Genomic DNA, 25,772 nt, shown 5'->3' on the forward strand with positions numbered 1-25,772 from the left:
CGCCCCCGACAGGGGGCGGGCCGTTCTCATGTCCGGGGTCAGAGCGGCCGCAGAGCCGGCTCCTTCTGCACGGCGCCGAGAAGCCGGTCGAGCGCCATCTCGACGTCCTCCTTCCAGGAGAGCGTCGTCCGGAGCTCCAGCCGCAGCCTCGGGAAGGCCGGGTGCGGCCGTACGGTCTTGAAGCCCACGGCCAGCAGATGATCGGCCGGCAGCACACACGCCGGCTCCTTCCAGCGGGCGTCACCGAACGCCTCGATGGCCTTGAACCCCCGCCGCAGCAGATCCTTGGCCACCGTCTGCACGACCATCCGCCCCAGCCCCTGCCCCTGGTACCCGGGCATGATCCAGGCCGTCATCAACTGCGCCGCATCGGCGGCCACAGGGCTCGTCGGGAAGGCGGTCGACCGCGGCACATACGCCGGGGGAGCGTAGAGGACATAGCCGACCGGCACCTCGTCGACATAGACCACCCGGCCGCAGGATCCCCATTCCAGAAGAACGCCCGAGATCCAGGCCTCCTTCTCAGGCTCCGACCGGCCCGCCTTCACGGCCGCCTCACCACTGACCGGATCGAGCTCCCAGAACACACAGGAGCGACACCTCTTGGGCAGGTCCGGAAGGTTGTCCAGCGTGAGCGGTACGAGCCGACGCCCCACGGCTGCTCCTCGTTTCCCTCGCCAGCGAGTACGGATACGCCTCTCGGAATCGTATCGAGCGGCTGATCGGGAGGACACCGCTCACAGGCAAAGGGCGGGCCGCGTTCCGGTGAAGACCGGACACGACCCGCCCTGGGCGGCCTCAGACAGCGGAGAGAGCGATCAGCCCTCCGCGCCCTTTTCCTTGTTCTTCTGGTCCATGACCCGCCCCTCTCCGGGAGCCAGGGTCGACAGGATGCGCTCCAGATCGTCCATCGAGGCGAACTCGACGACGATCTTGCCCTTCTTCTGCCCGAGGTCGACCTTCACCCGGGTCTCGAAGCGGTCCGAGAGCCGGGAGGCGAGATCCGTGAGCGCGGGCGAGACGCGGGCACCGGCCCGCGGCTTGTTCGGCTTGACCGCACCGGCGGGCTCCTCGGAACCCATCAGGCTCACGATCTCCTCGACCGTACGGACCGACAGACCCTCGGAGACGATCCGGTAGGCCAGCTTGTCCTGGGCCTCCGCGTCCTCCACACCGAGCAGCGCCCGCGCGTGACCGGCGGACAGCACACCGGCCGCGACCCGGCGCTGCACTGCCCCGGAGAGACGCAGCAGGCGGAGCGTGTTGGAGATCTGCGGGCGGGAGCGCCCGATCCGCTCGGCCAGCTGGTCGTGGGTGCAGCCGAAGTCCTTGAGCAGCTGCTCGTAGGCGTGCGCCTCTTCGATCGCGTTCAGCTGGGCACGGTGGAGGTTCTCCAGGAGCGCGTCCAGGAGCATCTTCTCGTCGTCGGTGTCCCGGACGATCGCGGGAATCCGCTTGAGCTCCGCCTCCTTGGAGGCGCGCAGCCGACGCTCACCCATGACCAGCTCATAGCGCTCGTCGTCGAGCTTGCGCACGACCACCGGCTGGAGGAGGCCGACTTCCTTGATCGAGACGACGAGCTCCGCCAGGGCGTCCTCGTCGAAGATCTCACGCGGCTGATGCCGGTTGGGAACGATGGCGTCGAGCGGAAGGTCGGTGAAGTAGGCCCCCGCCGGAGGCGCCGGCAGCGCCGGATTCTCCGGCTCGTTCCACGAAGGCGTGGCCTCCGGGGACTGCGCGCTCTGCGGCAGCGTCGCCAGCTTCGCGGCGGCCACCCCTCGGCCCGAGGTCAGGACGGAGGCCGCTCCGGGAGAAGCCGGGCCCGTCCCCGCACCGGCCGACGGCGTCTGCCGTTCCTGGGGAGCAGCGGGGATCAGCGCACCGAGCCCACGCCCCAGTCCCCTACGTCGCTCGCTCACTGAATCCCCTCCGACATGCTGCGCTGGTTGTTCTGGTGCCCTACCTGGGCGTGCTGCGGGTCGTAGTGCACGGCGACACCCCGCAGAGCGATCTCACGAGCCGCTTCGAGATACGACAGGGCGCCGCTGGAGCCCGGGTCGTAGGTGAGGACCGTCTGCCCGTAGCTCGGTGCCTCCGAGATGCGGACGGACCTCGGGATGCTCGTCCGCAGCACCTCCTCGGCGAAGTGGGTGCGCACCTCGTCGGCGACCTGCGAGGCGAGCCTCGTCCGGCCGTCGTACATGGTGAGCAGGATCGTCGAAACGTGGAGCGCGGGGTTGAGGTGCCCGCGTACCAGGTCGACGTTCCGCAGGAGCTGTCCGAGTCCCTCCAGTGCGTAGTACTCGCACTGGATCGGGATCAGCACCTCGGCTCCGGCCACCATGGCGTTGACCGTGAGGAGACCGAGCGAGGGCGGGCAGTCGATCAGGATGTAGTCGAGCGGCTGCTCGTAGGCCTGGATCGCCCGCTGCAGGCGGCTCTCACGGGCCACGAGCGAGACCAGCTCGATCTCCGCACCGGCGAGATCGATGGTGGCGGGAGCGCAGAAGAGGCCCTCGACGTCGTTGACGGGCTGCACCACTTCGGAGAGCGGCCTGCTGTCCACGAGAACGTCGTAGATCGACGGGACCTCGGCATGGTGGTCGATCCCGAGCGCCGTGGAGGCGTTGCCCTGCGGGTCCAGGTCGATGACCAGCACCCGGGCACCGTGCAGAGCCAGGGAGGCGGCAAGGTTGACCGTCGTGGTCGTCTTGCCCACGCCGCCCTTCTGATTGGCGACCACCATCACGCGAGTCCGGGCCGGGCGGGGAAGTCCCTCACCGGCACGACCCAGGGCCTCTACTGCCAGTTGGGCAGCACGACCGATGGGGGTGTCGTCCATCGGGGGCGGTGTTTCACGTGAAACATCCTCCCCCACCGATTCGGTTCGGGGACCGGGGACCGGATCGGTCATCGGTCCCGCGATGTTGGCGTCGGACCGCAAGGATTCACTCTCCTCGGCTTCGGGCTCGCGATGAGGAGAGCCTGCCATGCTTTCTGGGTCGTGAACCAGCGAGGTCGGTGGTTCTGTGGGTGAATCCACCTCTGTGGACATCTCCGTAACCCTCGCGGGTGGTTTCACGCGGGGTCTACGGTCCCGGGGCACGGCCGCCGCGCGACCGCGGCTGATGATCCCCTGCAGCAGTGAGCGACGTTTCACGTGAAACACCATGCCCCCGCTGCCCGGCCGGGACCGTTCGACACTCCGAAATGGTGCGTATGCGACGCTCAGCGGCGCCGGCGGGTCTTGCTCGTCCGGGCGGCCTTGGCCCGCTTGGCCGCGAAGCGCACACCACCGGGGCTCTCACCGACCTCCACCCGCACGACCGTGGAGAGCGGATCGACGATCCCCTCGCCCACCTGCAGCACCGAGGTCTCCACCACACCGAGCCGGGAGAGCGCGGCGCGGGCACCGTTGATCTCCTCCTCAGCCGTGTCGCCCTTGAGCGCCAGCATCTCGCCGTAGGGGCGCAGCAGGGGAACGCCCCAGCCGGCCAGCCGGTCCAGCGGAGCCACCGCGCGAGCCGTCACCACGTGCACAGGCGTGATCTTGCCGAGCATCTCCTCGGCACGGCCCCGGACCACGGTCACATGGTCGAGACCGAGCAGCTCGACGACCTCCTGAAGGAAGTTCGTCCGGCGCAGGAGCGGCTCCAGGAGCGTGATCTTCAGATCGGGCCGGACCAGAGCCAGCGGGATACCGGGAAGACCGGCGCCCGAGCCCACGTCGCAGACCGTGACGCCCTCGGGGACGACCTCCGAGAGGACGGCGCAGTTCAGCAGGTGGCGCTCCCACAGCCGCGGCACCTCACGCGGGCCGATCAGACCGCGCTTCACACCCGCGTCGGCGAGGAGCTCCGCGTACCGCACGGCCTCCGGGAAGTACTCACCGAAGACTGTCCGCGCCTGCTCCGGAGCCTCGGGGAGCTCCGCCGCTTCCTCCGTCACGGGAACCGTCCTTCCGTACCGCACGCATCGCGTGCGAGCGCACTGTGGTGGCTGACTATCGGGCTGACAAAGATCGGCCCCGCCTGCGAACAGACGGGGCCGAGACTACGTGAGGGTTCAGGCCGGGAGCACGACGACGAAGCGCTGCGGCTCCTCGCCCTCGGACTCGCTGCGCAGACCGGCGGCGGCGATCGCGTCGTGCACGACCTTGCGCTCGAACGGCGTCATCGGGTCCAGCTTGACCGGCTGGCCGCTGGTCTTCACGTCGTTCGCGGCCTTGGCGCCCAGCTCGGCGAGCTCGGCGCGCTTCTTGGCCCGGAAGCCGGCGATGTCCAGCATCAGGCGGCTGCGGTCACCGGTCTCCCGGTGCACGGCGAGCCGGGTCAGCTCCTGGAGAGCCTCCAGGACCTCACCGTCGCGGCCGACGAGCTTCTGCAGCTCGCGGGCCGAGTCGCTGATGATCGAGACCGCGGCCCGGTCCGCCTCGACGTCCATGTCGATGTCGCCGTCGAGATCGGCGATGTCGAGGAGACCTTCGAGGTAGTCGGCCGCGATCTCACCCTCCTGCTCGAGGCGGGTCAGGGTGTCGCCACCCTCGGCGGCGGCGGAGGTGGTGCCTTCCGTCACGGACGGACTCCTTCTTGCTTCGGGGCGGCTTACTTCTTGGAGGACGGGTGCTTGGGCCGCTGCTGGCCCTTGCGCTGACCGGACTTGCCCTGGCGGGAGCCTCCGGAGTTGGCACGGCTCGGACGCGCGGGCTTGTCCTGGCCCTCGTCCTTCGGCTCGTCCTCGGCGGCGGCCTTGTCCTGGCCCTGGGGCTTCTTCTCGAGCGAGGTGGTCGCCTCTTCGGCGGCCGGCTCGGAGGATTCCTCGGTGTCCTTGACCAGGTGCTGCGCGGCGGTGGCCTGACGCTGGGCCTTGGTCTGGCGCTTGGGCTGCTGGCGCTTGGCGGCGGCGCCGCCCTCGGCCTCGGCCTCGATCGTGTCGCTCTTGATCACGGTGCCGTCCGCCTGGGCGGCGAAGCCGGCCTTGGACAGACCCACGAAGAAGCGACGCTCGTTCTCGTTGCGGTCGCTGCCCTTGGCGACGATCACCTTGACGATGTTCTTCCGGCGGCGGCCGCGGACCTCACCGTGCTCCGTGACGCTCTTCAGCAGACGCTGCAGGTAGGAGTCCTGCGCCTTGCTGCCCGGAGTCGGGTTCTGGTTGATCACGTACATCTGCTGGCCCATGGTCCACACGTTGGTGGTCAGCCAGTAGACGAGGACGCCGACGGGGAAGTTGATGCCCATGACGGCGAAGATCACCGGGAAGATGTACATGAGCATCTTCTGCTGCTGCATGTACGGGGTCTTCACCGAGAGGTCGACGTTCTTCATCATCAGCTGGCGCTGGGTGAAGAACTGCGAGGCCGACATCATGACGATCATGACCGCGGTGACGATGCGGACCGAGGTCAGCGAGGCGTCGAGAGCGGCGACCTCGGCGGCGGTGTCCGTGAACTTCGAGGCGAGCGGGGCGCCGAAGATGTGGGCCTGACGGGCGCTGGCGAGCAGCGGGCCGTCGATGACGCCGATCTCCTTGCCCGAGGCGATGGCGGAGAGCACGTGGTACAGCGCGAAGAAGAACGGCGACTGGGCCAGGATGGGAAGGCACGAGGAGAGCGGGTTGGTACCCGTCTCCTTGTACAGCTTCATCATCTCTTCGGACTGACGCTGCTTGTCGCTCTTGTAGCGCTCCTGGATCGCCTTCATCTTCGGCTGGAGCGCCTGCATGTTCCGCGTCGACTTGATCTGCTTGACGAACAGCGGGATCAGACAGATGCGGATCAGGACCACGAGGGACACGATGGACAAGCCCCAGGCCCAACCCGTGTCAGGGCCGAAGATCGCCCCGTACACCTTGTGGAACTGGACGATGACCCAGGAAACGGGCCAGGTGATGAAGCTGAACAGACTGGCAATCGTGTCCACTAATCAGGCTCCTTGAGCATTGGGCGAGGTCTCTGCGGCCGGGATCGTCTCGGCGGTGGACCCGCCCTTGTCGCCGCGCAGCGCGTTCCTCAGCATTTCGTGCCAGCGGGGGCGCTTGCGCGCGGGGACATGGTCCACGCCACCGGGCGACCACGGGTTGCACCGCAGGATGCGCCAGGCGGTCAGGGCCGTGCCCTTGATCGCGCCATGCCGGTCGATGGCCGTGAATCCGTAGTGGGAACACGACGGGTAGTACCGGCAGACGGGCCCCAGGAGAGGGCTGATCGTCCACTGGTACAGCTTGATGAGAGCCAGCAGCGGGTACTTCATCGCGCGCCCCCTCCCAGCAGCCGCTGGAGGGCGGCGTCCAGGTCTCGGGCCAGCTGTGCGTGGTCGGCGTCACCGGCTCCGGGCAACGCCCGTACGACCACCAGGCTACCGGGGGGCAGCTCGGTGAGGCGGTCGCGCACGAGATGGCGCAGGCGACGCTTCACCTGGTTGCGTACGACCGCGACACCCACGGCTTTGCTCACGACGAAACCCGCACGCGTCGGGGAAGCGCTCTCCCCAGGCGCGTGCGGGTCCGTTGCACCGCTGTGTAGGTGGACGACGAGGAGCGGGCGACCGGCCCGGCGACCTCGGCGTACCGCGGTTGCGAAGTCCTCGCGCCGCCTCAGCCGATTCTCGGTAGGCAGCACGTCATGACCTGTTAAGGCAGATCAGGCGGACAGCTCGGTGCGGCCCTTGGAACGACGGTTCGCAAGGATGGCTCGGCCGGCACGCGTACGCATCCGCAGGCGGAAGCCGTGGGTCTTGGCGCGACGACGGTTGTTCGGCTGGAAGGTGCGCTTGCTCACTCGGGGGCTCCAGAAATGATTCGTAGATGGCGGGACATCGCCTGGCTGTCACCGTGCGCCCACGAGTAGCTCGCAATACGCCCGAGTGCACCGCTACACGTTCGCAAACCGTGATCTTTGCCCATCGGAGGCAGGCGGCAGCAGCCATCGACAACTCGACCTGGTCACGGTACGCGCGGCTACGCCATCCGGTCAAACCGACCTGTCGCCACCTCCCATTGTGCACAGGCTGTGGACAACAACTTGAACCACGTCAGCCGCCACGACTACCGTGGACGGTCTCCATTCTTTTCCGTTCTGTCCTCTCCTGTCCTCACGGACCCGTCCTCACGGACACCGACCCACCGTCCCCGAGAACCACTCCATCGTGGGACCTGCGAGAAAGCGTGCCCTGTGGCTGACGTACCTGCCGATCTTGCCGCAGTGTGGCCACGCGTCCTGGAGCAACTCCTCGCAGAGGGCCAGCAGGGGATCGAGCCCAAGGACAAGCAGTGGATCGAGCGCTGCCAGCCGCTCGCGCTGGTCGCGGACACCGCACTGCTCGCCGTGCCCAACGAGTGGGGCAAGCGCGTCCTGGAGGGCCGGCTCGCCCCGCTGATCAGCGAGACCCTCAGCCGTGAGTGCGGCCGCCCGATCCGGATCGCGATCACCGTCGACGACTCCGTCGGCGAGCCGACGCCGCCCGCGCCCCCGGTGCAGCAGCCCCAGCAGTCCCGGTACGACGACCGCGGACAGTCCGAGCAGTACGACAAGTACGAGAAGTACGACGGCTACGGCCACCGGCCGATGCCCGACGACGGGCTGCCCACCGCGCGCCCGGCCTACCCGGACTACTCGCAGCAGCGGCCCGACCCCGGCGCCTGGCCGCGGACCCAGGAGGACCTGTCCTGGCAGCAGCCGCGGCTCGGCGGCTACCAGGAGCGGGCCCCGTACACCGGTCCCGAGCAGCCCCGGCAGTCGCGCTACGACGAGCCGCCCCGGGGCTACGAGCCGCAGCGGCCCGAGCGCGCCGAGCTGCCCGACCCGCAGAACCACGGCGCCCGTCCCGGTCCCCGGCCGGGCGGTCCCGTCCCCGGCCCCGTGGGGGCCCCGGGCGGCGGTCACGGTTCCTCGTCCACCGGGCAGGGGGCCGGCGCGCCCGGCGAGCAGCACGCGCGGCTGAACCCCAAGTACCTCTTCGACACCTTCGTCATCGGTTCCTCGAACCGCTTCGCGCACGCGGCCGCCGTCGCGGTCGCGGAGGCGCCGGCGAAGGCGTACAACCCGCTCTTCATCTACGGAGAGTCGGGCCTCGGCAAGACCCACCTGCTGCACGCGATCGGCCACTACGCGCGGAGCCTCTACCCGGGGACGCGGGTGCGGTACGTGAGCTCGGAGGAGTTCACGAACGAGTTCATCAACTCGATCCGCGACGGCAAGGGCGACGCCTTCCGCAAGCGGTACCGGGACGTGGACATCCTGCTCGTCGACGACATCCAGTTCCTCGCGAGCAAGGAGTCGACGCAGGAGGAGTTCTTCCACACCTTCAACACCCTCCACAACGCGAACAAGCAGATCGTGCTCTCCTCGGACCGGCCGCCCAAGCAGCTGGTGACCCTGGAGGACCGGCTCCGCAACCGCTTCGAGTGGGGCCTCACCACCGACGTGCAGCCGCCCGAGCTGGAGACGCGCATCGCGATCCTCCGCAAGAAGGCGGTGCAGGAGCAGCTCAACGCCCCGCCGGAGGTGCTGGAGTTCATCGCCTCGCGGATCTCGCGGAACATCCGCGAGCTGGAGGGCGCGCTGATCCGGGTGACGGCCTTCGCGAGCCTCAACCGGCAGCCGGTGGACCTCGGGCTGACCGAGATCGTCCTCAAGGACCTGATCCCGGGCGGCGAGGACTCCTCGCCGGAGATCACGGCGCCGGCGATCATGGCGGCCACGGCGGACTACTTCGGTCTGACGGTGGAGGACCTCTGCGGATCCTCGCGCAGCCGCGTCCTGGTGACGGCCCGGCAGATCGCCATGTACCTGTGCCGCGAGCTGACGGACCTGTCGCTGCCGAAGATCGGTGCGCAGTTCGGCGGCCGTGACCATACGACGGTGATGCACGCGGACCGGAAGATCCGTGCCCTGATGGCGGAGCGGCGCTCCATCTACAACCAGGTCACCGAGCTCACCAACCGCATCAAGAACGGCTGACGGACCGCCTCAGCGGCCTCCGAAGGGCGCTCCGGGACACCTCCCGGGGCGCCCTTCGGCGTTCCCGGAGAGCGCCGGAGAGGCCGGAGAGCGCGCCGGCGGGCCGCGCGCAGGGCCCGTCGTGGGCTGCCGAGGGGCCGGTCACGGGCCGCAGACGGGCCGGTCGTGGGCCGGGAACGAGCCGGTCGCGAGCCGGGGACGAGCACCGGCTGTTCGATTACTCCGTTCCGGTGGCGGGTTCTCCACAGATTGGGGGATGATCTCCCGTCCACAGGGTGGGGACTGTCGAGTTATCCGGAACGTGTCCACAGGGCTGCCTGCTGACAGGCCATCACTCCAGGTCAGACCCCTGTGGAATTGTTGAGAAAAGATCTCCACAGGCTGTGGATGAAACTTTCGTCCACAGGGGGTCCTGAAGGTTGTCCACCGGCAACCCACAGGGAGGGGTACGTTGCCCACAGCTTCTCCACACCCCTGTCCACTGTTCGGCAACAAAACACCCCCTCTCACCGGGCCGAGTGAAAGCGGTCACACCAAGGGAGACGTTTGGGCTGTGGGGAACGTGGGGAAAGCTGGGGACAGCGCTGGGGAGAACTCCCCATGGCCTGTGTATGGGGTGTGCAGAACTTTCGGGTGTCCACAGAGACCCCGGGTTGTCCACCGGTTCCACCCACAGGCGCGGTGGACAAAAAACTGGGCCTGACCTGCGAAAACGGGGTTATCCACCGTTTCCACAGGCCCTACTACTACTCCCACTTAGAGTTAGCTAGGAATCCGCTTCGAAGTGGGGCCTGTGCACAACTCGGCGCCGGAGCTCCGACGCGCCCTTGTCGCGACTTGACCCCGAGCAGCACCGAGTGTCGGCGGCGTACGTCAGACTGGTTCCCGCAGTCGACGAAGAGCCAGCAACAAGCAGGAGGCGGTTCCGGTGAAGATCCGGGTGGAGCGCGACGTACTCGCCGAGGCGGTGGCGTGGGTGGCCCGCAGCCTCCCGGCCCGTCCGCCGGCCCCCGTCCTCGCAGGCCTCCTGCTGAAGGCCGAGGACGGCGCGCTGAGCTTCTCGAGCTTCGACTACGAGGTCTCGGCCAGGGTCTCCGTCGAGGCCGAGGTCGAGGAGGACGGCACCGTCCTGGTCTCCGGCCGGCTGCTCGCCGACATCTGCCGCGCCCTCCCCAACCGCCCCGTGGAGATCTCCACAGACGGTGTACGGGCGACCGTGGTCTGCGGCTCCTCCCGCTTCACCCTCCACACCCTGCCCGTGGAGGAGTACCCGGCGCTGCCGGAGATGCCCACCGCGACCGGCACCGTCCCCGGTGAGGTCTTCGCCTCCGCCGCCGCGCAGGTGGCCATCGCCGCCGGCCGTGACGACACGCTGCCCGTCCTCACCGGTGTGCGCATCGAGATCGAGGGCGACACCGTCACCCTGGCCTCCACCGACCGCTACCGCTTCGCCGTCCGCGAGTTCCTGTGGAAGCCGGAGTCCCCGGACGCCTCCGCGGTCGCCCTGGTGCCCGCGAAGACCCTCCTGGACACCGCCAAGGCGCTCACCAGCGGCGACACGGTCACCCTGGCGCTCTCCGGCTCCGGCAAGGGCGAGGGCCTCATCGGCTTCGAGGGCGCGGGCCGCCGCACCACCACCCGCCTCCTGGAGGGCGACCTCCCGAAGTACCGGACGCTCTTCCCCACCGAGTTCAACTCGGTCGCGGTGATCGAGACCGCGCCGTTCGTCGAGGCCGTCAAGCGCGTGGCCCTGGTGGCCGAGCGCAACACCCCGGTCCGCCTGAGCTTCGAGCAGGGCGTGCTGATCCTGGAGGCCGGCTCCAGCGACGACGCACAGGCTGTGGAGCGCGTCGACGCGCAGCTGGAGGGCGACGACATCTCGATCGCCTTCAACCCGACCTTCCTGCTCGACGGCCTGAGCGCCATCGACTCCCCGGTCGCCCAGCTCTCCTTCACGACCTCCACCAAGCCGGCGCTGCTGAGCGGCAAGCCCGCGCTCGACGCCGAGGCGGACGAGGCCTACAAGTACCTGATCATGCCGGTGCGACTGTCCGGTTGATCCCGTCCGGCAGTCCGGGGGCCGTCCCCCGGGGAGGACGCGGCCGGGGCGTCGCCTGAGCGGCTGACCCCACAGGTGTGCACCCGGGTCCGGGCGTAGGCTCGGACCCGGGTAAACCGCACACGACGCTTAAGGAATCTCTGATGGAGCTCGGTCTCGTCGGTCTCGGCAAGATGGGCGGCAACATGCGCGAGCGCATCCGCCGCGCAGGCCACACCGTCATCGGATACGACCGCAATCCGGACCTCGCCGACGTCCACAGCCTCGAAGAGCTTGTGGGCAAGCTCAAGGGGCCCCGCGTCGTGTGGGTGATGGTCCCGGCCGGTGCCGCGACCCAGTCCACCATCGACGAGCTGGCCGAGCTGCTCTCCCCCGGCGACATCGTCGTGGACGGCGGCAACTCGCGCTGGACGGACGACGAGAAGCACGCCGAGGAGCTCGCGGCCAAGGGCATCGGCTTCGTCGACTGCGGCGTCTCCGGCGGTGTCTGGGGCCTGGAGAACGGCTACGCGCTGATGTACGGCGGCTCCGCCGAGGACGTGGCGAAGGTCCAGCCGATCTTCGACGCGCTCAAGCCCGAGGGCGAGTTCGGCTCGGTCCACGCGGGCAAGGTCGGCGCCGGCCACTTCGCGAAGATGGTCCACAACGGCATCGAGTACGCGATGATGCAGGCCTACGCCGAGGGCTGGGAGCTCCTGGAGAAGGTCGACTCCGTCACCGACGTGCGCGAGGTCTTCCGCTCCTGGCAGGAGGGCACGGTCATCCGCTCCTGGCTGCTCGACCTCGCGGTGAACGCGCTGGACGAGGACGAGCACCTGGACAAGCTCCGCGGCTACGCCTCGGACTCCGGCGAGGGCCGGTGGACCGTCGAGGCCGCCATCGACAACGCCGTACCGCTGCCGGCGATCACCGCGTCGCTGTTCGCGCGGTTCGCCTCGCGGCAGGACGACTCCCCGCAGATGAAGATGATCGCCGCGCTGCGCAACCAGTTCGGTGGCCACGCGGTCGAGACGAAGAAGTAATCCACAGGCTGTGTGCCCAGCGGTGCACAGCAGCCGGGGGAAGAAGGTCGGCGCACCACCATGCACGTCACGCATCTCTCGCTGGCCGACTTCCGTTCGTACGCCCGGGTCGAGGTCCCGCTCGACCCGGGCGTCACGGCTTTCGTGGGCGCCAACGGCCAGGGCAAGACCAATCTGGTCGAGGCCGTCGGCTATCTCGCGACCCTCTCCAGCCACCGCGTCGCCTCCGACGCGCCGCTCGTCCGGATGGGGGCGGAGCGCGCGGTCGTCCGCGCCGCCGTCACCCAGGGCGAGCGCTCCCAGCTGATCGAGCTGGAACTCAACCCGGGCCGGGCCAACCGTGCCCGTATCAACAGGTCCTCGCAGGTCAGACCGCGTGACGTGCTGGGAATCGTACGGACCGTGCTGTTCGCGCCCGAGGACCTCGCCCTGGTGAAGGGCGACCCCGGCGAGCGCCGGCGCTTCCTCGACGAGCTCATCACGGCGCGCACGCCGCGCATGGCGGGCGTGCGCTCCGACTACGAGCGCGTGCTCAAGCAGCGCAACACGCTCCTGAAGTCGGCCGCGATGGCCCGGCGGCACGGCGGGCGGGGCATGGACCTCTCCACCCTCGACGTCTGGGACCAGCACCTGGCCCGTGCCGGAGCCGAGCTGCTCGCCCAGCGGCTCGACCTGATCTCCGTCCTGCAGCCGCTCGCGGACAAGGCGTACGAGCAGCTGGCGCCCGGTGGCGGACCGATTCTGCTGGAGTACCGGCCCTCCGCGCCCGGTGCCGGGCACACCCGCGAGGAGCTGTACGAGCAGCTGACCGCCGCGCTCGCCGAGGTGCGCAAGCAGGAGATCGAGCGGGGTGTCACGCTCGTCGGACCGCACCGCGACGAGCTGCTGCTGAAGCTCGGGGAGCTGCCGGCCAAGGGTTACGCGAGCCACGGCGAGTCCTGGTCGTACGCGCTGGCGCTGCGGCTGGCCTCGTACGACCTGCTGCGGTCCGAGGGCAACGAGCCCGTGCTCGTCCTCGACGACGTCTTCGCCGAGCTGGACGCCCGGCGGCGCGAGCGGCTCGCCGAGCTGGTCGCCGGCGGCGAGCAGGTCCTGGTCACGGCCGCGGTCGACGACGACGTGCCGGGGGTCCTCGCGGGGACGCGGTACGCGGTGGCCGGAGGGACGGTGGAGCGGGTATGAGCGAGGAGAACCGTCCCCAGCCTGTGGACAGGGCCGCGGCGCCCGAGCCCTCCGGGGTCGATCTGGCGCGGGTCGCGCTGCGCGCCGCCAAGGAACAGGCCAAGGCCAAGGGGGCCGCCGCCCAGCAGAAGAAGCAGGCCCGGCGCGGAGGGGGCCTGCGCTCCGGCGCGCGCGCCGACGGGCGCGACCCCATGGCGCTCGGCGCGGCGATCAACCGGCTGATCACCGAGCGGGGCTGGGAGACGCCGGCCGCGGTCGGCGGGGTGATGGGCCGGTGGCCGCAGATCGTCGGCGAGGACCTGGCGAAGCACTGCGTGCCGGTGAAGTTCGACGACGAGCCGGACGCGCGGGTGCTGACGGTGCAGTGCGACTCGACGGCGTGGGCGACGCAGTTGCGGCTGCTCGCGCCGAAGCTGGTCGCGCGGCTGAACGAGGATCTCGGGCACGGGACCGTGCGGGTCATCAAGGTGCTGGGGCCGGGGGCGCCGCGGCGGGGGTACGGGCCGCTGCGGGCGCCGGGGTCCGTGGGGCCCGGGGACACGTACGGCTAGGGCGCCGGGTGTTCGGAGCGGGTCCCGGGGGTGCGGGTCCGGTGCTCCGGGCGGGGGCGCCGGGGGCGCGGGTCCCGGCGGAGGGCGCTGCGCGGGTGGCGTTGTGCCCACCCGTTCCGCCCTGCGGAACGTCTGCCCACAACGCGGCGGCGCCGCTGCCGACGACGTGGCGGCGAGCCCGTCCACAACGCGGCGGCGTCGCTGCCACAACGCGCTACGACTCGAAGCGCTGGGTGGCCGTCAGGGGGCTCTGGAGACCCTGTCCGGATATGGGGAGTCGTCTTGCTCCCGCTCAGGGCGGCACATGCGGACTCAGGGACCGGCAAACCCCCATGACTGTCGGCGCTACCGGTAGACTGGGAGACAATCCCGCCACCCTGCGGAACATGTCGAACGACGCAGCCGCTCCCGTATGCCCGGAGAACGGCCTGTGCTGTGCCAGAAAGGGCGCTTCGTGGCCGATTCCGGCGACCCCAACGAGAACAACCAGTACACCGCCAGCAACATCCAGGTCCTCGAAGGCCTGGATGCCGTGCGCAAGCGCCCTGGCATGTACATCGGCTCGACCGGTGAGCGCGGCCTGCACCACATGGTGCAGGAGGTCGTCGACAACTCGGTCGACGAAGCCCTGGCCGGGCACGCCGACACCATCGACGTGACGATCCTGCCCGACGGCGGCGTCCGCGTCGTCGACAACGGCCGCGGCATCCCGGTGGGCATCGTGGCCTCCGAGGGCAAGCCGGCCGTCGAGGTCGTGCTGACCGTGCTGCACGCGGGCGGCAAGTTCGGCGGCGGCGGCTACGCCGTCTCCGGCGGTCTGCACGGCGTCGGCGTCTCCGTCGTGAACGCCCTGTCGACCAAGGTCTCCGTGGAGATCAGGACCGACGGCTACCGCTGGACGCAGGACTACAAGATGGGCGTCCCGACCGCGCCCCTCGCCCAGCACGAGGCGACCGACGAGACCGGCACCTCGGTGACGTTCTGGTCCGACCCGGACATCTTCGAGACCACCGAGTACTCCTTCGAGACGCTCTCGCGGCGCTTCCAGGAGATGGCCTTCCTCAACAAGGGCCTGACCATCGCCCTCACCGACGAGCGCGAGTCCGCGAAGGCGACCGTCGGCGCCGACGACCCGGACGCCGAGGCGGCCGCCGAGCCGACCGCGCGCACGGTGAAGTACCACTACGAGGGCGGCATCGTCGACTTCGTGAAGTACCTCAACTCGCGCAAGGGCGAGCTGATCAACCCCACCATCATCGACATCGAGGCCGAGGACAAGGAGCGTCTGCTCTCGGTCGAGATCGCGATGCAGTGGAACTCCTCGTACAGCGAGGGCGTGTACTCCTTCGCGAACACGATCCACACCCACGAGGGCGGTACGCACGAGGAGGGCTTCCGCGCCGCGCTGACCACGCTGGTCAACAAGTACGCGCGCGACAAGAAGCTGCTCCGCGAGAAGGACGACAACCTCACGGGCGACGACATCCGCGAGGGTCTGACCGCGATCATCTCGATCAAGCTCGGCGAGCCGCAGTTCGAGGGCCAGACGAAGACGAAGCTCGGCAACACCGAGGCGAAGACCTTCGTCCAGAAGGTCGTCCACGAGCACCTGACGGACTGGTTCGACCGCAACCCGAACGAGGCCGCGGACATCATCCGCAAGGGCATCCAGGCCGCCACCGCGCGCGTGGCCGCCCGCAAGGCCCGCGACCTGACCCGCCGCAAGGGCCTCCTGGAGTCGGCCTCGCTGCCGGGCAAGCTCTCGGACTGCCAGTCGAACGACCCCGCCAAGTGCGAGATCTTCATCGTCGAGGGCGACTCCGCCGGCGGCTCGGCGAAGTCCGGCCGCAACCCGATGTACCAGGCCATCCTGCCGATCCGCGGCAAGATCCTGAACGTCGAGAAGGCCCGGATCGACAAGATCCTCCAGAACACCGAGGTCCAGGCCCTGATCTCGGCCTTCGGCACCGGTGTGCACGAGGACTTCGACATCGAGAAGCTCCGCTATCACAAGATCATCCTGATGGCGGACGCCGACGTCGACGGTCAGCACATCAACACCCTGCTGCTCACCTTCCTCTTCCGCTTCATGCGTCCGCTGGTCGAGGCCGGTCACGTCTACCTCTCCCGCCCGCCGCTCTACAAGATCAAGTGGGGCCGGGACGACTTCGAGTACGCGTACTCGGACCGGGAGCGGGACGCGCTCGTCGAGCTGGGCAAGCAGAACGGCAAGCGGATCAGGGAAGACTCGATCCAGCGCTTCAAGGGTCTCGGCGAGATGAACGCCGAGGAGCTGCGCGTCACCACCATGGACGTCGAGCACCGCGTGCTCGGCCAGGTCACCCTGGACGACGCCGCGCAGGCCGACGACCTGTTCTCGGTGCTGATGGGCGAGGACGTCGAGGCACGCCGCTCGTTCATCCAGCGGAACGCCAAGGACGTTCGCTTCCTCGACATCTGAGTCGGTCTCAGCTGACCGTACGAAAGGACTGACGACCAGCAATGGCCGACGAAAACACCCCGACCGGGACCACCGAAGAAGAAGAGCCCGTCCTGCGCATCGAGCCCGTCGGGCTCGAGACCGAGATGCAGCGCTCGTACCTCGACTACGCGATGTCCGTCATCGTGTCCCGCGCGCTGCCCGACGTACGGGACGGCCTCAAGCCCGTCCACCGTCGCGTGCTGTACGCGATGTACGACGGCGGCTACCGGCCCGAGAAGGGCTTCTACAAGTGCGCCCGCGTCGTCGGTGACGTCATGGGTACGTACCACCCGCACGGCGACTCCTCGATCTACGACGCCCTCGTCCGCCTGGCCCAGCCCTGGTCGATGCGCATGCCGCTCGTCGACTCCAACGGCAACTTCGGCTCCCCGGGCAACGACCCGGCCGCCGCCATGCGGTACACCGAGTGCAAGCTCATGACGCTGTCGATGGAGATGCTCCGGGACATCGACGAGGAGACCGTCGACTTCCAGGACAACTACGACGGCCGCAACCAGGAGCCGACGGTCCTGCCGGCCCGGTTCCCGAACCTGCTGATCAACGGCTCCGCCGGCATCGCCGTCGGCATGGCCACCAACATCCCGCCGCACAACCTGCGCGAGGTCGCGGCCGGCGCCCAGTGGGCGCTGGAGCACCCGGAGGCCAGCCACGAGGAACTCCTCGACGCGCTGATCGAGCGGATCAAGGGCCCCGACTTCCCGACCGGCGCGCTCGTCGTCGGCCGCAAGGGCATCGAGGAGGCGTACCGCACCGGCCGTGGCTCGATCACGATGCGCGCGGTCGTCGAGGTCGAGGAGATCCACAACCGCCAGTGCCTGGTGGTCACGGAGCTTCCGTACCAGACCAACCCGGACAACCTCGCGCAGAAGATCGCCGACCTGGTCAAGGACGGCAAGATCGGCGGCATCGCCGACGTCCGCGACGAGACCTCGTCCCGGACCGGCCAGCGCCTGGTCATCGTGCTCAAGCGCGACGCCGTCGCCAAGGTCGTCCTCAACAACCTGTACAAGCACACCGACCTGCAGACGAACTTCGGCGCGAACATGCTGGCGCTCGTCGACGGCGTGCCGCGCACCCTCTCGCTCGACGCGTTCATCCGCCACTGGGTGACGCACCAGATCGAGGTCATCGTCCGCCGGACGAAGTTCCGGCTGCGCAAGGCCGAGGAGCGCGCCCACATCCTGCGCGGTCTGCTCAAGGCCCTGGACGCGATCGACGAGGTCATCGCGCTCATCCGCCGCAGCGAGACCGTCGACGTCGCCCGCGGCGGCCTGATGCAGCTGCTCGCGATCGACGAGATCCAGGCCAACGCGATCCTGGAGATGCAGCTCCGCCGGCTCGCCGCCCTGGAGCGCCAGAAGATCGTCGCCGAGCACGACGAGCTCCAGGCGAAGATCGACGAGTACAACGCGATCCTGGCCTCGCCGGAGCGCCAGCGCAGCATCGTCAGCGAGGAGCTGGCCGCGCTCGTCGAGAAGTTCGGCGACGACCGCCGCTCCAAGCTCGTGCCCTTCGACGGTGACATGTCCATCGAGGACCTGATCGCCGAGGAGGACATCGTCGTCACCATCTCGCGCGGTGGCTACGTGAAGCGGACGAAGACCGAGGACTACCGCTCGCAGAAGCGCGGCGGCAAGGGCGTGCGCGGCACGAAGCTGAAGCAGGACGACATCGTCGACCACTTCTTCGTCTCCACGACCCACCACTGGCTGCTGTTCTTCACGAACAAGGGCCGGGTCTACCGCGTGAAGGCGTACGAGCTGCCCGACGCCGGCCGGGACGCGCGAGGCCAGCACGTCGCGAACCTGCTGGCCTTCCAGCCGGACGAGCAGATCGCCCAGATCCTGGCGATCCGCGACTACGAGGCCGCGCCGTACCTGGTGCTGGCCACGAAGGCCGGCCTCGTCAAGAAGACCGCGCTGAAGGACTACGACTCGCCGCGTTCGGGTGGTGTCATCGCGATCAACCTCCGGGAGACGGACAACGGCGCCGAAGGCGTCGCCGACGAGCTGATCGGCGCCGAGCTGGTCTCCGCCGAGGACGACCTGCTGCTCATCAGCAAGAAGGCGCAGTCGATCCGCTTCACCGCCACGGACGACGCGCTGCGTCCGATGGGACGTGCCACCTCGGGCGTCAAGGGGATGAGTTTCCGCGCGGACGACGAGCTGCTCTCGATGAATGTCGTCCGGCCCGGTACGTTCGTCTTCACCGCGACCGACGGCGGGTACGCGAAGCGCACCCCCGTCGACGAGTACCGCGTCCAGGGCCGTGGCGGCCTGGGTATCAAGGCCGCCAAGATCGTGGAGGACCGCGGCTCGCTCGTGGGCGCGCTGGTGGTCGAGGAGACGGACGAGATCCTCGCCATCACGCTGTCCGGCGGTGTGATTCGTACGCGAGTCAACGAAGTCAGGGAGACCGGCCGTGACACCATGGGCGTCCAGCTGATCAACCTGGGCAAGCGCGACGCCGTCGTCGGCATCGCGCGGAACGCCGAGGCCGGTGGCGAGGACGACGTCGAGGACACCGACGACGTCATCGACGCCGAGGGCGCCGTGGAAGCGTCCGGGAGCGCGGTGGTCGAGGCCGTGGTGGCCGAGACCGAGGCAGTCGAGGGCACGGAGCCCTCGGCCGGGGAGCACGAGGAGTAAGAGCGTGAGTGGAGCCACGGGCGCCGGATCGGCGGCTGCCGGAGCTTCTGCTGGTGCTGGAGCGAACGGCGCCCGTGGCCCCGCCACGGACTCCCAGGGGGTTGCGGTGACGGACACTCGGGGGCAGCAGCCCCCGTACGAGACCTACAACGGGCCGCTGCCCGGCGAACGCGCGGGTGCGCAGCAGCCGGGCGGTCCGTACCACCCGCCGCAGGCGTACGGCGCTGCGGCGCCGGGCGGCGGCGGTACGGCGGGCGGCCAGACCGGGGCCGTGCGCCGGCCGCGTACGGGGGCACGCACGACGCCCCGTACGCGCAAGGCGCGGCTGCGGGTGGCCAAGGCCGATCCGTGGTCGGTGATGAAGGTGAGCTTCCTGCTCTCCATCGCACTGGGCATCTGCACGGTCGTCGCGGCGGCGGTGCTGTGGATGGTCATGGACGCCATGGGCGTCTTCTCGACGGTCGGCGGGACGATCAGCGAGGCCACGGGCTCGAACGAGTCCAACGGCTTCGATCTGCAGTCGTTCCTGTCGCTGCCGCGGGTGCTGATGTTCACCTCGGTGATCGCCGTGATCGACGTGGTCCTGATGACCGCGCTGGCGACCCTGGGCGCGTTCATCTACAACCTGTCGGCCGGGTTCGTGGGCGGCGTGGAACTCACGCTGGCCGAGGACGAATGACGGTCGGATGACCTGCGGGTGACCTGCGTGGGGGGCCGGGCGAGAACCGATTTTGGGACTGGCCCCCACGTGCGCTAATCTTCAGGAGTCAGCGCGCGGGACACACACCGCAGAGCGCGGCGGGGCTATAGCTCAGTTGGTTAGAGCGCATCCCTGATAAGGATGAGGCCACAGGTTCAAATCCTGTTAGCCCCACATATCGAAACGACCCGGACGGTTCCTCCGTCCGGGTCGTTTCGTCTGTTCGGGGACCGACGGAGGTTTGAACCTCGTACAGGTCACCGATCGGTATCGGTCGATGTGTAGAGTGGGCGTCAGAAGTCTCCTACGTCAACGAAAGACGAGGTCGCGCGGTGAAGAAGCTTCTCCTGGTCGCACTGGCCGCCATCGGCGGGCTCCTCGTGTACCGCCAGATCCAGGCGGATCGCGCCGAGCAGGATCTGTGGACGGAGGCGACCGACTCCGTGCCCGCAGGTTCGGGTGTCTGAGACGAAGATCGTCTGTGGGTGAAGCCCCGGCCGCGCGTGAGCGGGCCGGGGCTTTGCTTTGCCTGAGCAAATTGTCGACTTGCTTAAGTGAAGTGAAGGGGAGAAGCGCGTGAAGACGCAGGCCGGCCTCGTCCGGAGGGCGGGGGCCCTGATCACGGCGGTCGCGGCGCTGGGGGCGGTGGTGGCGCTGCCGGGGCCGGTGTGGGCCGCGGGGACCTCGCTCCGGGCCACGGGGACTTCACTCCGGGCCGACGGGGCTCCCCTTCCGCCGTACGCCTTCGACAGCGGCACCGAGCGGGTCGCCGGGGCCGCCTCCAGCTCCGACGCGGCACCGCTGAAGACCGGTCGGACCTACCGCGACACGCTCAAGAAGGACGGCAAGGTCTACTACCGCGTCGACCTCGACGACCGGCGCAACGCCTATGTCTCCGTGGTCGCCGTCCCGAAGACCGGCGGCAGGGTCGAGTACGGGGACGGCGTCAAGATCAGCCTGCAGGACGGCTCCGGCACCGAGTGCGGCTACCAGCAGACGAACTTCACCTCGGCCGAGTACACCCGGCCGCTCGCCGCGTACGCCCGGCGCATCGTCGACGCCGACAGCTCCAGCTGCCAGAACGCGGGCGCGTACTACGTGCTCGTCGAGCGGCAGTCGAAGGCGACCTCCAGCCCCGACGACTGGGAGCTGGAGATCCGCTACACGACCGAGCCGGTCCTCAAGAAGGCCGGCCCGACCGAACTGCCGGAGGCGTGGCCCTCCGCCACCCCCGGGCCCCCGCCAGGCGGCCCGAAGGCCCGTCAGGGAGGCGCCGGCGTCCATGACGCCACCTCGCTGACCGAGGGCGAGTGGCGGTCCGACATCCGGCCCGGCCAGACGCTCTTCTACCGGGTGCCCGTCGACTGGGGGCAGCAGCTCTTCGCCAGCGCCGAACTCGGCAGCAGCGCCGCCGGTGACGAGTACATCGGCAACGCCCTGGTGCTCTCCCTGGAGAACCCGGCGCTCGGACACGTCGACGAGAAGACCGCCAGCTACGACGGGAAGCAGTCGACGCTCGTCCTCGACGCGCAGCGGCCGGTGGCCCACGAGAACCGCACCTCGTACGACGAGGGCACCAGCGGCATGCGGTTCGCCGGCTGGTACTACCTGTCCGCCACCCTCAGCCCGGCGCTCGCCAAGGAGTACGGGGACGGGACCGTGCCGCTGACCCTGCGGGTCTCCGTACGGGGGACCGCGAAGCCCGGCCCCGGGTACGACGGCGACCCCGGGCCGTTCGCGGTGACCGCCGACGACAGGCAGGCGGCCGCGAACGGCTCCTCGGGGGAGCGGGCCGCGGAGCGCGGCGGCACGATGCGGGTGGTCGCCGTCGCCGGGATCGGCAGCGGTACGGCCCTGCTCCTCGGGCTCGGCGGGTGGACGCTGCTGGCGCGGCGCCGGGCGGTCTAGGAGGGCCCGCGGGGCGGGTCCGTGCCTTGCGGGGCGGGTCCGTTCCGCAGCGGCCGGCTCAGGTCTGGGAGAGGGCCCAGAAGCCGACCGCGAAGCAGACCAGCGCGAGCAGCAGGACCGGGATCGTCACCTTCGGGGGCGGTCCCGGTCGGCGTACGGGCGCGGCGGCCCGCGGCGCCGGGTGCGCGGGCGGGGTGTGCGGCGGGAAGGACGCGGGCGGCGCGGCGTAGGGAGGCGTGGGGGCCTGGGCGTACGACGTTCCCGCGACGGGGCTCTGGGCGTACGGCGTTCCCGCGGCGGGGCCCTGTCCGTACGGCGCCCCCGCGGTGGGGGTCTGCGCGAAGGCGGGGTCCGGGTGCGCGACGGGCGGGGGCAGGTGGAAGCTGCCCGTCTCGGAGGGGTGGGGCGTCGGCGGGTGGACGGGCGCGGCGGCCCCGGTCATCGGGACGGTGGAGCCGGGCGGGTCCGTGGGGGGCGTCGCCGGTGCCGGGGGGACCGCCGCCGTCATGGGCGCCGTCGCCGTCGTCGCGGTCGTGGGGCCCTCCGGGCCGAAGCCCTCCGGCAGGGGGCCGAGCTGGTCGAAGATCTCGACCCGCTCCGCGTCGGCGCCCGGCTCGGGAAGCATCTCCACGGCCGCGCTGAGCGCCTTCCGCGCCCCCGTGGCCGTACGGAAGCGGGCCTGCGGATCGGGCTGGAGCAGCCCCGCCAGCACCTGCCACAGGGGCTCGGGGATGCCCTCGGGGGCGCCGGGAGTGCCGTACTCGATGAAGTGCGCGACCAGGGCCTGGGAGTCCGGCTTGCGGCCCTGGAGGAGATAGAGCGCGACCAGGCCGACGGCGAACAGGTCGGCGGTGAAGTCGGGCTCGGCGCCGAGGAGTTGCTCGGGCGCGAAGTAACCGGGCGTGCCCACCACGTAGTTGGTCTCGGTGAGGCGCGGCTCGCCCTTCCGCATCGAGATGCCGAAGTCGGAGAGCCGCAGGTGCGGCCGGCCGGTGCCGGTGACGTCCATGAGGATGTTCGCGGGCTTGATGTCCCGGTGGACGACCCCCTCGGCGTGCACCGTGGCCAGGCCCGAGAGCAGCTGGTCGAGCAGGACGCAGACGAAGCGGGGCGGCAGCGGGCCGTAGTCGCCGATGACGTGCGCCAGGGAGCCGCCGGCGACGAGGTCCATGGTGAAGAGGACCTTGTCGTCGTCGGCGGCCCAGCTGGCCGGGGCGAGGACGTGCGGATGGTCGATCCGCAGCGCCTGCTCGCGGACGAAGCGGAGCAGCGTGTGGGCGTCGCTCTGCAGGAGCACCTTGGCCGCCACGTAGCGCCGGCGGCGGTGGTCCCAGGCGCGCCACACCGCGCCCGCCCCGCCCCGTCCGATCGGGTCGACCAGCTCGTACCGCCCGGCGAAGACCTCACCCATCGTGCTGCGCCCGCTCCCCGTTGCTTCGTCTCTCGGCGGTGCCGGCCGGCTGCCCGCCCGCGTCAGTTCTGGTGCGACTCGTAGTGGGCGACCGCGTCCGCCGTGCGCCCCGCGCCGTACACCCGGAGGAACTCTGCCAGCTCCGGGTGGGCCGGGGCGAGGGAGTCGGCGGCGTCGATGATGTCGCCGGCCGCCGCTACGGAGCGCAGCAGCGACTGGATCTCGCGGACCACCCGGCGGACGGTCGGCGCGCCCGAGCCGGTGGTCGTCTGACCGGTGGCGGTGAGGACGGAGCCGCCCTGCGACTTCTTGACCTCGTCCATCCGGTCGGCGGCCTCGGCGGCGCTGACGCTGCCGTCGGCGACCTGGACGGCGAGCTCCTGGAGGGCCTGGACGCGCTGGACGACCGCGGGGTTTCCGATCTTGGCCCGCTGGCCGCTCATCAGCTGGGACAGCATGGGCGCAGAGAGGCCGAGCACGGCCGCGAGCCTGGCCTGATTGAGCCCGAGATCGTCGATCAGCCGACGGAAGAGCGCCCCCAACGGCTCCCCGTACCAACTGCGCTGAAGCTCTCTGGCTCTGGCCGTGGCTTCCTGCTGCGCTGCGTCCATCACTTCTCCCCATCCCTTAGGTTCGCCACTGCGAACCTCGGTCAGCATCTTACGGAGAGTGGTCGCGGACCGGGAGTCCCAATCCTTTTGCCGGACATGGGGGGTGACCCGGTACGCTGTCCTCGTTCCGGGGCCTTAGCTCAGTTGGTAGAGCGCTGTCTTTGCATGGCAGATGTCAGGGGTTCGACTCCCCTAGGCTCCACCCCGTACACCCCCTTCGACCTGCGTAAACGCGGTCGGAGGGGGTGTTTTCGCATGGGTGGCGAAGGGGCCGTCCAGGGCCGCCCACTGCAGGAGGAGCACGGTCTTGCCGTCGGTGACGCGGCCGTCGCGGACCATCGCGAGCGCGTCGGCGAAGGGCAGCTCCAGCACCTCGATGTCCTCGCCCTCCTCTTCGAGGCCGCCGCCGTCCCCGGTGCGGTCGGCCGCCGTGTAGGGGGCCGCGTAGAAGTGCAGGCGTTCGGTGACCGATCCCGGGCTCATATAGGCGTCGAGGACGTGGGTGAGCGGGCCGAGCGTGACGCCCAGTTCCTCGGCGGCCTCGCGGCGGACGGCGGCGACCGGGTCCTCGCCGTCGAGGAGTCCTGCGGCGGCCTCGACGAGGACGCCGTCCGGGTGGCCGTTGACGTAGGCCGGGTAGCGGAACTGGCGGGTCAGCAGGACGCGGCCGCGCGCGATGTCGTACGGCAGGACGACGGCGCCGTTGCCCCGGTCGTAGGTCTCGCGTTGCCGGGTCTCCCAGCGCCTGTCGCGGCGCCGGTAGTCGAAGGTGGTGCGCCGCAGCACGTGCCAGCCCCGCGAGGTGAGCTCGACGTCACGCACCACGACGCCGGGGTTGCGGTCCAGGTCGCGGCCGGCGCGGTCGAGGCCGGTGCGGCCGCGGTGGTCGGGGGTGTCGACGCCGGGGGTTCCGGGGCTGCCGGGGGCGAGGGGGCCGTTACCGGTACCGGTGTCACCGCGCGGACTCACGCGTCCTCCCGCGGGGTGCGGCGGGGGATCTCGTCCGCGTGGTGGAAGACCGGCAGGCCGCGGCGGCGGGCGGTGGCGACGTCCTGGTCGGCGCCGGCGGATTCGCCGGGGAGCCGGAGCACGGCGTCGCAGTGGGTGAGCAGGCGGTGGGCGGTCGGGTAGAGGACCTCGTCGGCGAGGGGGTCGGTGGGGCCGGCACCGGCCGAGCGCAGGACGGGCAGGGCGATCCACTCCCCGATCACGGGGAGGTGTCCGGCGGCGAACACCGGCCAGGCCGCCTCTTCGAGGCGGGCGAGGTTCGCGGCCATGGCCCGCGGGTCGCCTTCGGTGCCGGAACGGTAGGGCCCGGCGATGAGGATGAGCATCGGCTTGTCGGTCATGGCGCGCTACGATACATGCAGAAACGTGCAAGAACAGGAGAGAGTGCGGATGCTGGCTGCCGAACGACGCGACCACCTGCTGAACCTTCTCGCCCGCGAGGGCAAGATCGTCGCCAAGGACGTCGCCGCCGACCTGGGCATCTCCGAGGACAGCGTGCGGCGCGATCTGCGCGACCTGGCGGCCGAGGGGCTCTGTCAGCGGGTGTACGGCGGGGCGCTGCCCGTCTCCCCCGCGCTCGTGGGCTACGCAGCCCGGAAGGCCGTCACCCCGGACGGGAAGCAGCGGGTCGCCGCGGTGGCCGCCGGGCTCGTCCGGCCGGGCGGCGCGGTGATCCTGGACGGCGGCACCACCGCGCTCGCGGTGGCCCGCGCCCTCGCGCCGGACCTGGACTGCACCGTGATCACCCACAGCCCGACCGTCGCGGTCGCGCTGCTCGACCATCCGCGGGCCGAGGTCTTCCTGCTCGGCGGGCGCCTCTTCAAGCACTCGGCGGTCGCCTGCGGCGCCGCCGCGGTGGAGGCCGCGCAGAACGTCTCGGCCGACCTGTGCCTCCTCGGTGTCACCGGCGTCCACCCCGAGGCGGGGCTGACCACCGGCGACGCCGAGGAGGCCGCGATGAAGCGCGCCCTGGCGGGGCGGGCGGCGGAGACGTACGTCCTCGCCTCGTCCGAGAAGATCGGCACGGCCTCCCGGTTCCGTGTGCTGCCCTGGGAGGAGACCAGCGGACTGATCACCGACGCGGACCCCGCCCACCCGGTCGTCGAACAGCTCTCGGCGCGCGGAGTGGAGGTCCTGACGGCCGGGAGGGATTGACCGGCCCCACACCGACTGTTCCGCGCCGCGTTCCGTACTCGACGGTCGGCACGTC

At 70.1% G+C, this 25,772-nt stretch carries 24 protein-coding genes and 2 tRNA genes; 13 read left to right on the forward strand and 13 right to left on the reverse strand.

Annotation, left to right across the window (positions count from 1 at the left end):
* Positions 1-38: 38 nt before the first annotated feature.
* The 9 genes from ASD33_RS25765 to rpmH form a co-directional block, all read right to left on the reverse strand.
* Entirely contained in the window at positions 39-656 is a 618-nt protein-coding gene (locus ASD33_RS25765) for a GNAT family N-acetyltransferase (protein WP_056565145.1), read from the reverse strand.
* A 162-nt stretch (positions 657-818) separates the two neighbouring features.
* The gene (locus ASD33_RS25770) at positions 819-1,919 is read right to left on the reverse strand and encodes a ParB/RepB/Spo0J family partition protein (RefSeq protein ID WP_079045020.1); all 1,101 of its coding nucleotides are present in this window, start codon (positions 1,917-1,919) and stop codon (positions 819-821) included.
* Positions 1,916-2,992, reverse strand: coding sequence for a ParA family protein (locus ASD33_RS25775; RefSeq protein WP_079045021.1), 1,077 nt, complete (start codon positions 2,990-2,992; stop codon positions 1,916-1,918). Before ASD33_RS25775 ends, ASD33_RS25770 begins: the two co-directional genes overlap by 4 nt.
* A gap of 236 nt (positions 2,993-3,228) precedes the next feature.
* Entirely contained in the window at positions 3,229-3,948 is a 720-nt protein-coding gene (gene rsmG, locus ASD33_RS25780; RefSeq protein WP_056565154.1) for a 16S rRNA (guanine(527)-N(7))-methyltransferase RsmG, read from the reverse strand.
* A gap of 117 nt (positions 3,949-4,065) precedes the next feature.
* Positions 4,066-4,575: a R3H domain-containing nucleic acid-binding protein gene (locus tag ASD33_RS25785; protein ID WP_056565157.1), complete on the reverse strand. Its 510-nt coding sequence runs from the start codon at positions 4,573-4,575 to the stop codon at positions 4,066-4,068.
* Between the two features lie 29 nt (positions 4,576-4,604).
* The gene (gene yidC, locus ASD33_RS25790) at positions 4,605-5,921 is read right to left on the reverse strand and encodes a membrane protein insertase YidC (protein WP_056565160.1); all 1,317 of its coding nucleotides are present in this window, start codon (positions 5,919-5,921) and stop codon (positions 4,605-4,607) included.
* Positions 5,922-5,924: 3 nt separating this feature from the next.
* Positions 5,925-6,251, reverse strand: a complete 327-nt coding sequence (gene yidD, locus ASD33_RS25795; protein WP_056565163.1) for a membrane protein insertion efficiency factor YidD — start codon at positions 6,249-6,251, stop codon at positions 5,925-5,927.
* Complete coding sequence (rnpA, locus tag ASD33_RS34520; protein WP_079045022.1) at positions 6,248-6,619, reverse strand: ribonuclease P protein component; 372 nt, start codon at positions 6,617-6,619, stop codon at positions 6,248-6,250. Before rnpA ends, yidD begins: the two co-directional genes overlap by 4 nt.
* Positions 6,620-6,640: 21 nt before the next feature.
* Positions 6,641-6,778, reverse strand: a complete 138-nt coding sequence (gene rpmH / locus ASD33_RS34525; RefSeq protein ID WP_079045023.1) for a 50S ribosomal protein L34 — start codon at positions 6,776-6,778, stop codon at positions 6,641-6,643.
* A 393-nt stretch (positions 6,779-7,171) separates the two neighbouring features.
* On the opposite strand from rpmH, the gene dnaA reads away from it, so the two are divergent.
* From dnaA to ASD33_RS25850, 11 genes are all read left to right on the forward strand, one after another.
* Positions 7,172-8,959, forward strand: coding sequence for a chromosomal replication initiator protein DnaA (dnaA, locus tag ASD33_RS25805; protein WP_056565170.1), 1,788 nt, complete (start codon positions 7,172-7,174; stop codon positions 8,957-8,959).
* Between the two features lie 928 nt (positions 8,960-9,887).
* Positions 9,888-11,018 carry a DNA polymerase III subunit beta gene (gene dnaN, locus ASD33_RS25810; protein ID WP_015034855.1) on the forward strand — a complete coding sequence of 377 codons (1,131 nt, stop codon included), beginning with the start codon at positions 9,888-9,890 and terminating at the stop codon, positions 11,016-11,018.
* 143 nt (positions 11,019-11,161) lie between these two features.
* Positions 11,162-12,040 (forward strand): phosphogluconate dehydrogenase (NAD(+)-dependent, decarboxylating), encoded by an 879-nt coding sequence (gene gnd, locus ASD33_RS25815; RefSeq protein ID WP_056565173.1) that lies wholly within the window; start codon positions 11,162-11,164, stop codon positions 12,038-12,040.
* 60 nt (positions 12,041-12,100) lie between these two features.
* A complete protein-coding gene (gene recF, locus ASD33_RS25820) occupies positions 12,101-13,222 on the forward strand; it encodes a DNA replication/repair protein RecF (protein ID WP_056565176.1) in 1,122 nt (373 codons plus the stop codon).
* Entirely contained in the window at positions 13,219-13,773 is a 555-nt protein-coding gene (locus tag ASD33_RS25825; protein WP_056565179.1) for a DciA family protein, read from the forward strand. Before recF ends, ASD33_RS25825 begins: the two co-directional genes overlap by 4 nt.
* A gap of 430 nt (positions 13,774-14,203) precedes the next feature.
* Positions 14,204-16,234: a DNA topoisomerase (ATP-hydrolyzing) subunit B gene (gene gyrB, locus ASD33_RS25830; RefSeq protein WP_056565182.1), complete on the forward strand. Its 2,031-nt coding sequence runs from the start codon at positions 14,204-14,206 to the stop codon at positions 16,232-16,234.
* Between the two features lie 41 nt (positions 16,235-16,275).
* Positions 16,276-18,924, forward strand: a complete 2,649-nt coding sequence (gene gyrA, locus ASD33_RS25835; protein ID WP_056565185.1) for a DNA gyrase subunit A — start codon at positions 16,276-16,278, stop codon at positions 18,922-18,924.
* 106 nt (positions 18,925-19,030) lie between these two features.
* Positions 19,031-19,603 carry a DUF3566 domain-containing protein gene (locus tag ASD33_RS25840; protein ID WP_056565188.1) on the forward strand — a complete coding sequence of 191 codons (573 nt, stop codon included), beginning with the start codon at positions 19,031-19,033 and terminating at the stop codon, positions 19,601-19,603.
* A 121-nt stretch (positions 19,604-19,724) separates the two neighbouring features.
* A tRNA-Ile gene (locus tag ASD33_RS25845) sits at positions 19,725-19,798 on the forward strand.
* Positions 19,799-19,956: 158 nt separating this feature from the next.
* Complete coding sequence (locus ASD33_RS34535; RefSeq protein ID WP_003958712.1) at positions 19,957-20,091, forward strand: DLW-39 family protein; 135 nt, start codon at positions 19,957-19,959, stop codon at positions 20,089-20,091.
* Between the two features lie 109 nt (positions 20,092-20,200).
* Positions 20,201-21,532, forward strand: coding sequence for a hypothetical protein (locus ASD33_RS25850; protein ID WP_056565191.1), 1,332 nt, complete (start codon positions 20,201-20,203; stop codon positions 21,530-21,532).
* Between the two features lie 58 nt (positions 21,533-21,590).
* Here the strand turns inward: ASD33_RS25850 and ASD33_RS25855 are convergent, their stop codons facing one another.
* Both ASD33_RS25855 and ASD33_RS25860 read right to left on the reverse strand, forming a co-directional pair.
* A complete protein-coding gene (locus tag ASD33_RS25855; RefSeq protein ID WP_056565193.1) occupies positions 21,591-22,943 on the reverse strand; it encodes a serine/threonine-protein kinase in 1,353 nt (450 codons plus the stop codon).
* A gap of 62 nt (positions 22,944-23,005) precedes the next feature.
* Complete coding sequence (locus ASD33_RS25860; RefSeq protein ID WP_056565197.1) at positions 23,006-23,554, reverse strand: DNA-binding protein; 549 nt, start codon at positions 23,552-23,554, stop codon at positions 23,006-23,008.
* A 129-nt stretch (positions 23,555-23,683) separates the two neighbouring features.
* Between ASD33_RS25860 and ASD33_RS25865 the strand changes: the two genes are divergently transcribed.
* Positions 23,684-23,756 (forward strand) — tRNA-Ala (locus tag ASD33_RS25865).
* On the opposite strand, the gene ASD33_RS25870 is transcribed toward ASD33_RS25865, so the two are convergent.
* Both ASD33_RS25870 and ASD33_RS25875 read right to left on the reverse strand, forming a co-directional pair.
* The gene (locus ASD33_RS25870) at positions 23,747-24,523 is read right to left on the reverse strand and encodes an NUDIX domain-containing protein (RefSeq protein WP_056565705.1); all 777 of its coding nucleotides are present in this window, start codon (positions 24,521-24,523) and stop codon (positions 23,747-23,749) included. The genes ASD33_RS25865 and ASD33_RS25870 overlap by 10 nt on opposite strands.
* Positions 24,520-24,903, reverse strand: coding sequence for a hypothetical protein (locus ASD33_RS25875; RefSeq protein WP_056565199.1), 384 nt, complete (start codon positions 24,901-24,903; stop codon positions 24,520-24,522). Before ASD33_RS25875 ends, ASD33_RS25870 begins: the two co-directional genes overlap by 4 nt.
* A 49-nt stretch (positions 24,904-24,952) precedes the next feature.
* Between ASD33_RS25875 and ASD33_RS25880 the strand changes: the two genes are divergently transcribed.
* A complete protein-coding gene (locus ASD33_RS25880; protein WP_056565202.1) occupies positions 24,953-25,717 on the forward strand; it encodes a DeoR/GlpR family DNA-binding transcription regulator in 765 nt (254 codons plus the stop codon).
* Positions 25,718-25,772: the final 55 nt, after the last annotated feature.

It is taken from the genome of Streptomyces sp. Root1304, from assembly GCF_001426405.1.
Classification (GTDB): Bacteria; Actinomycetota; Actinomycetes; order Streptomycetales; family Streptomycetaceae; genus Streptomyces.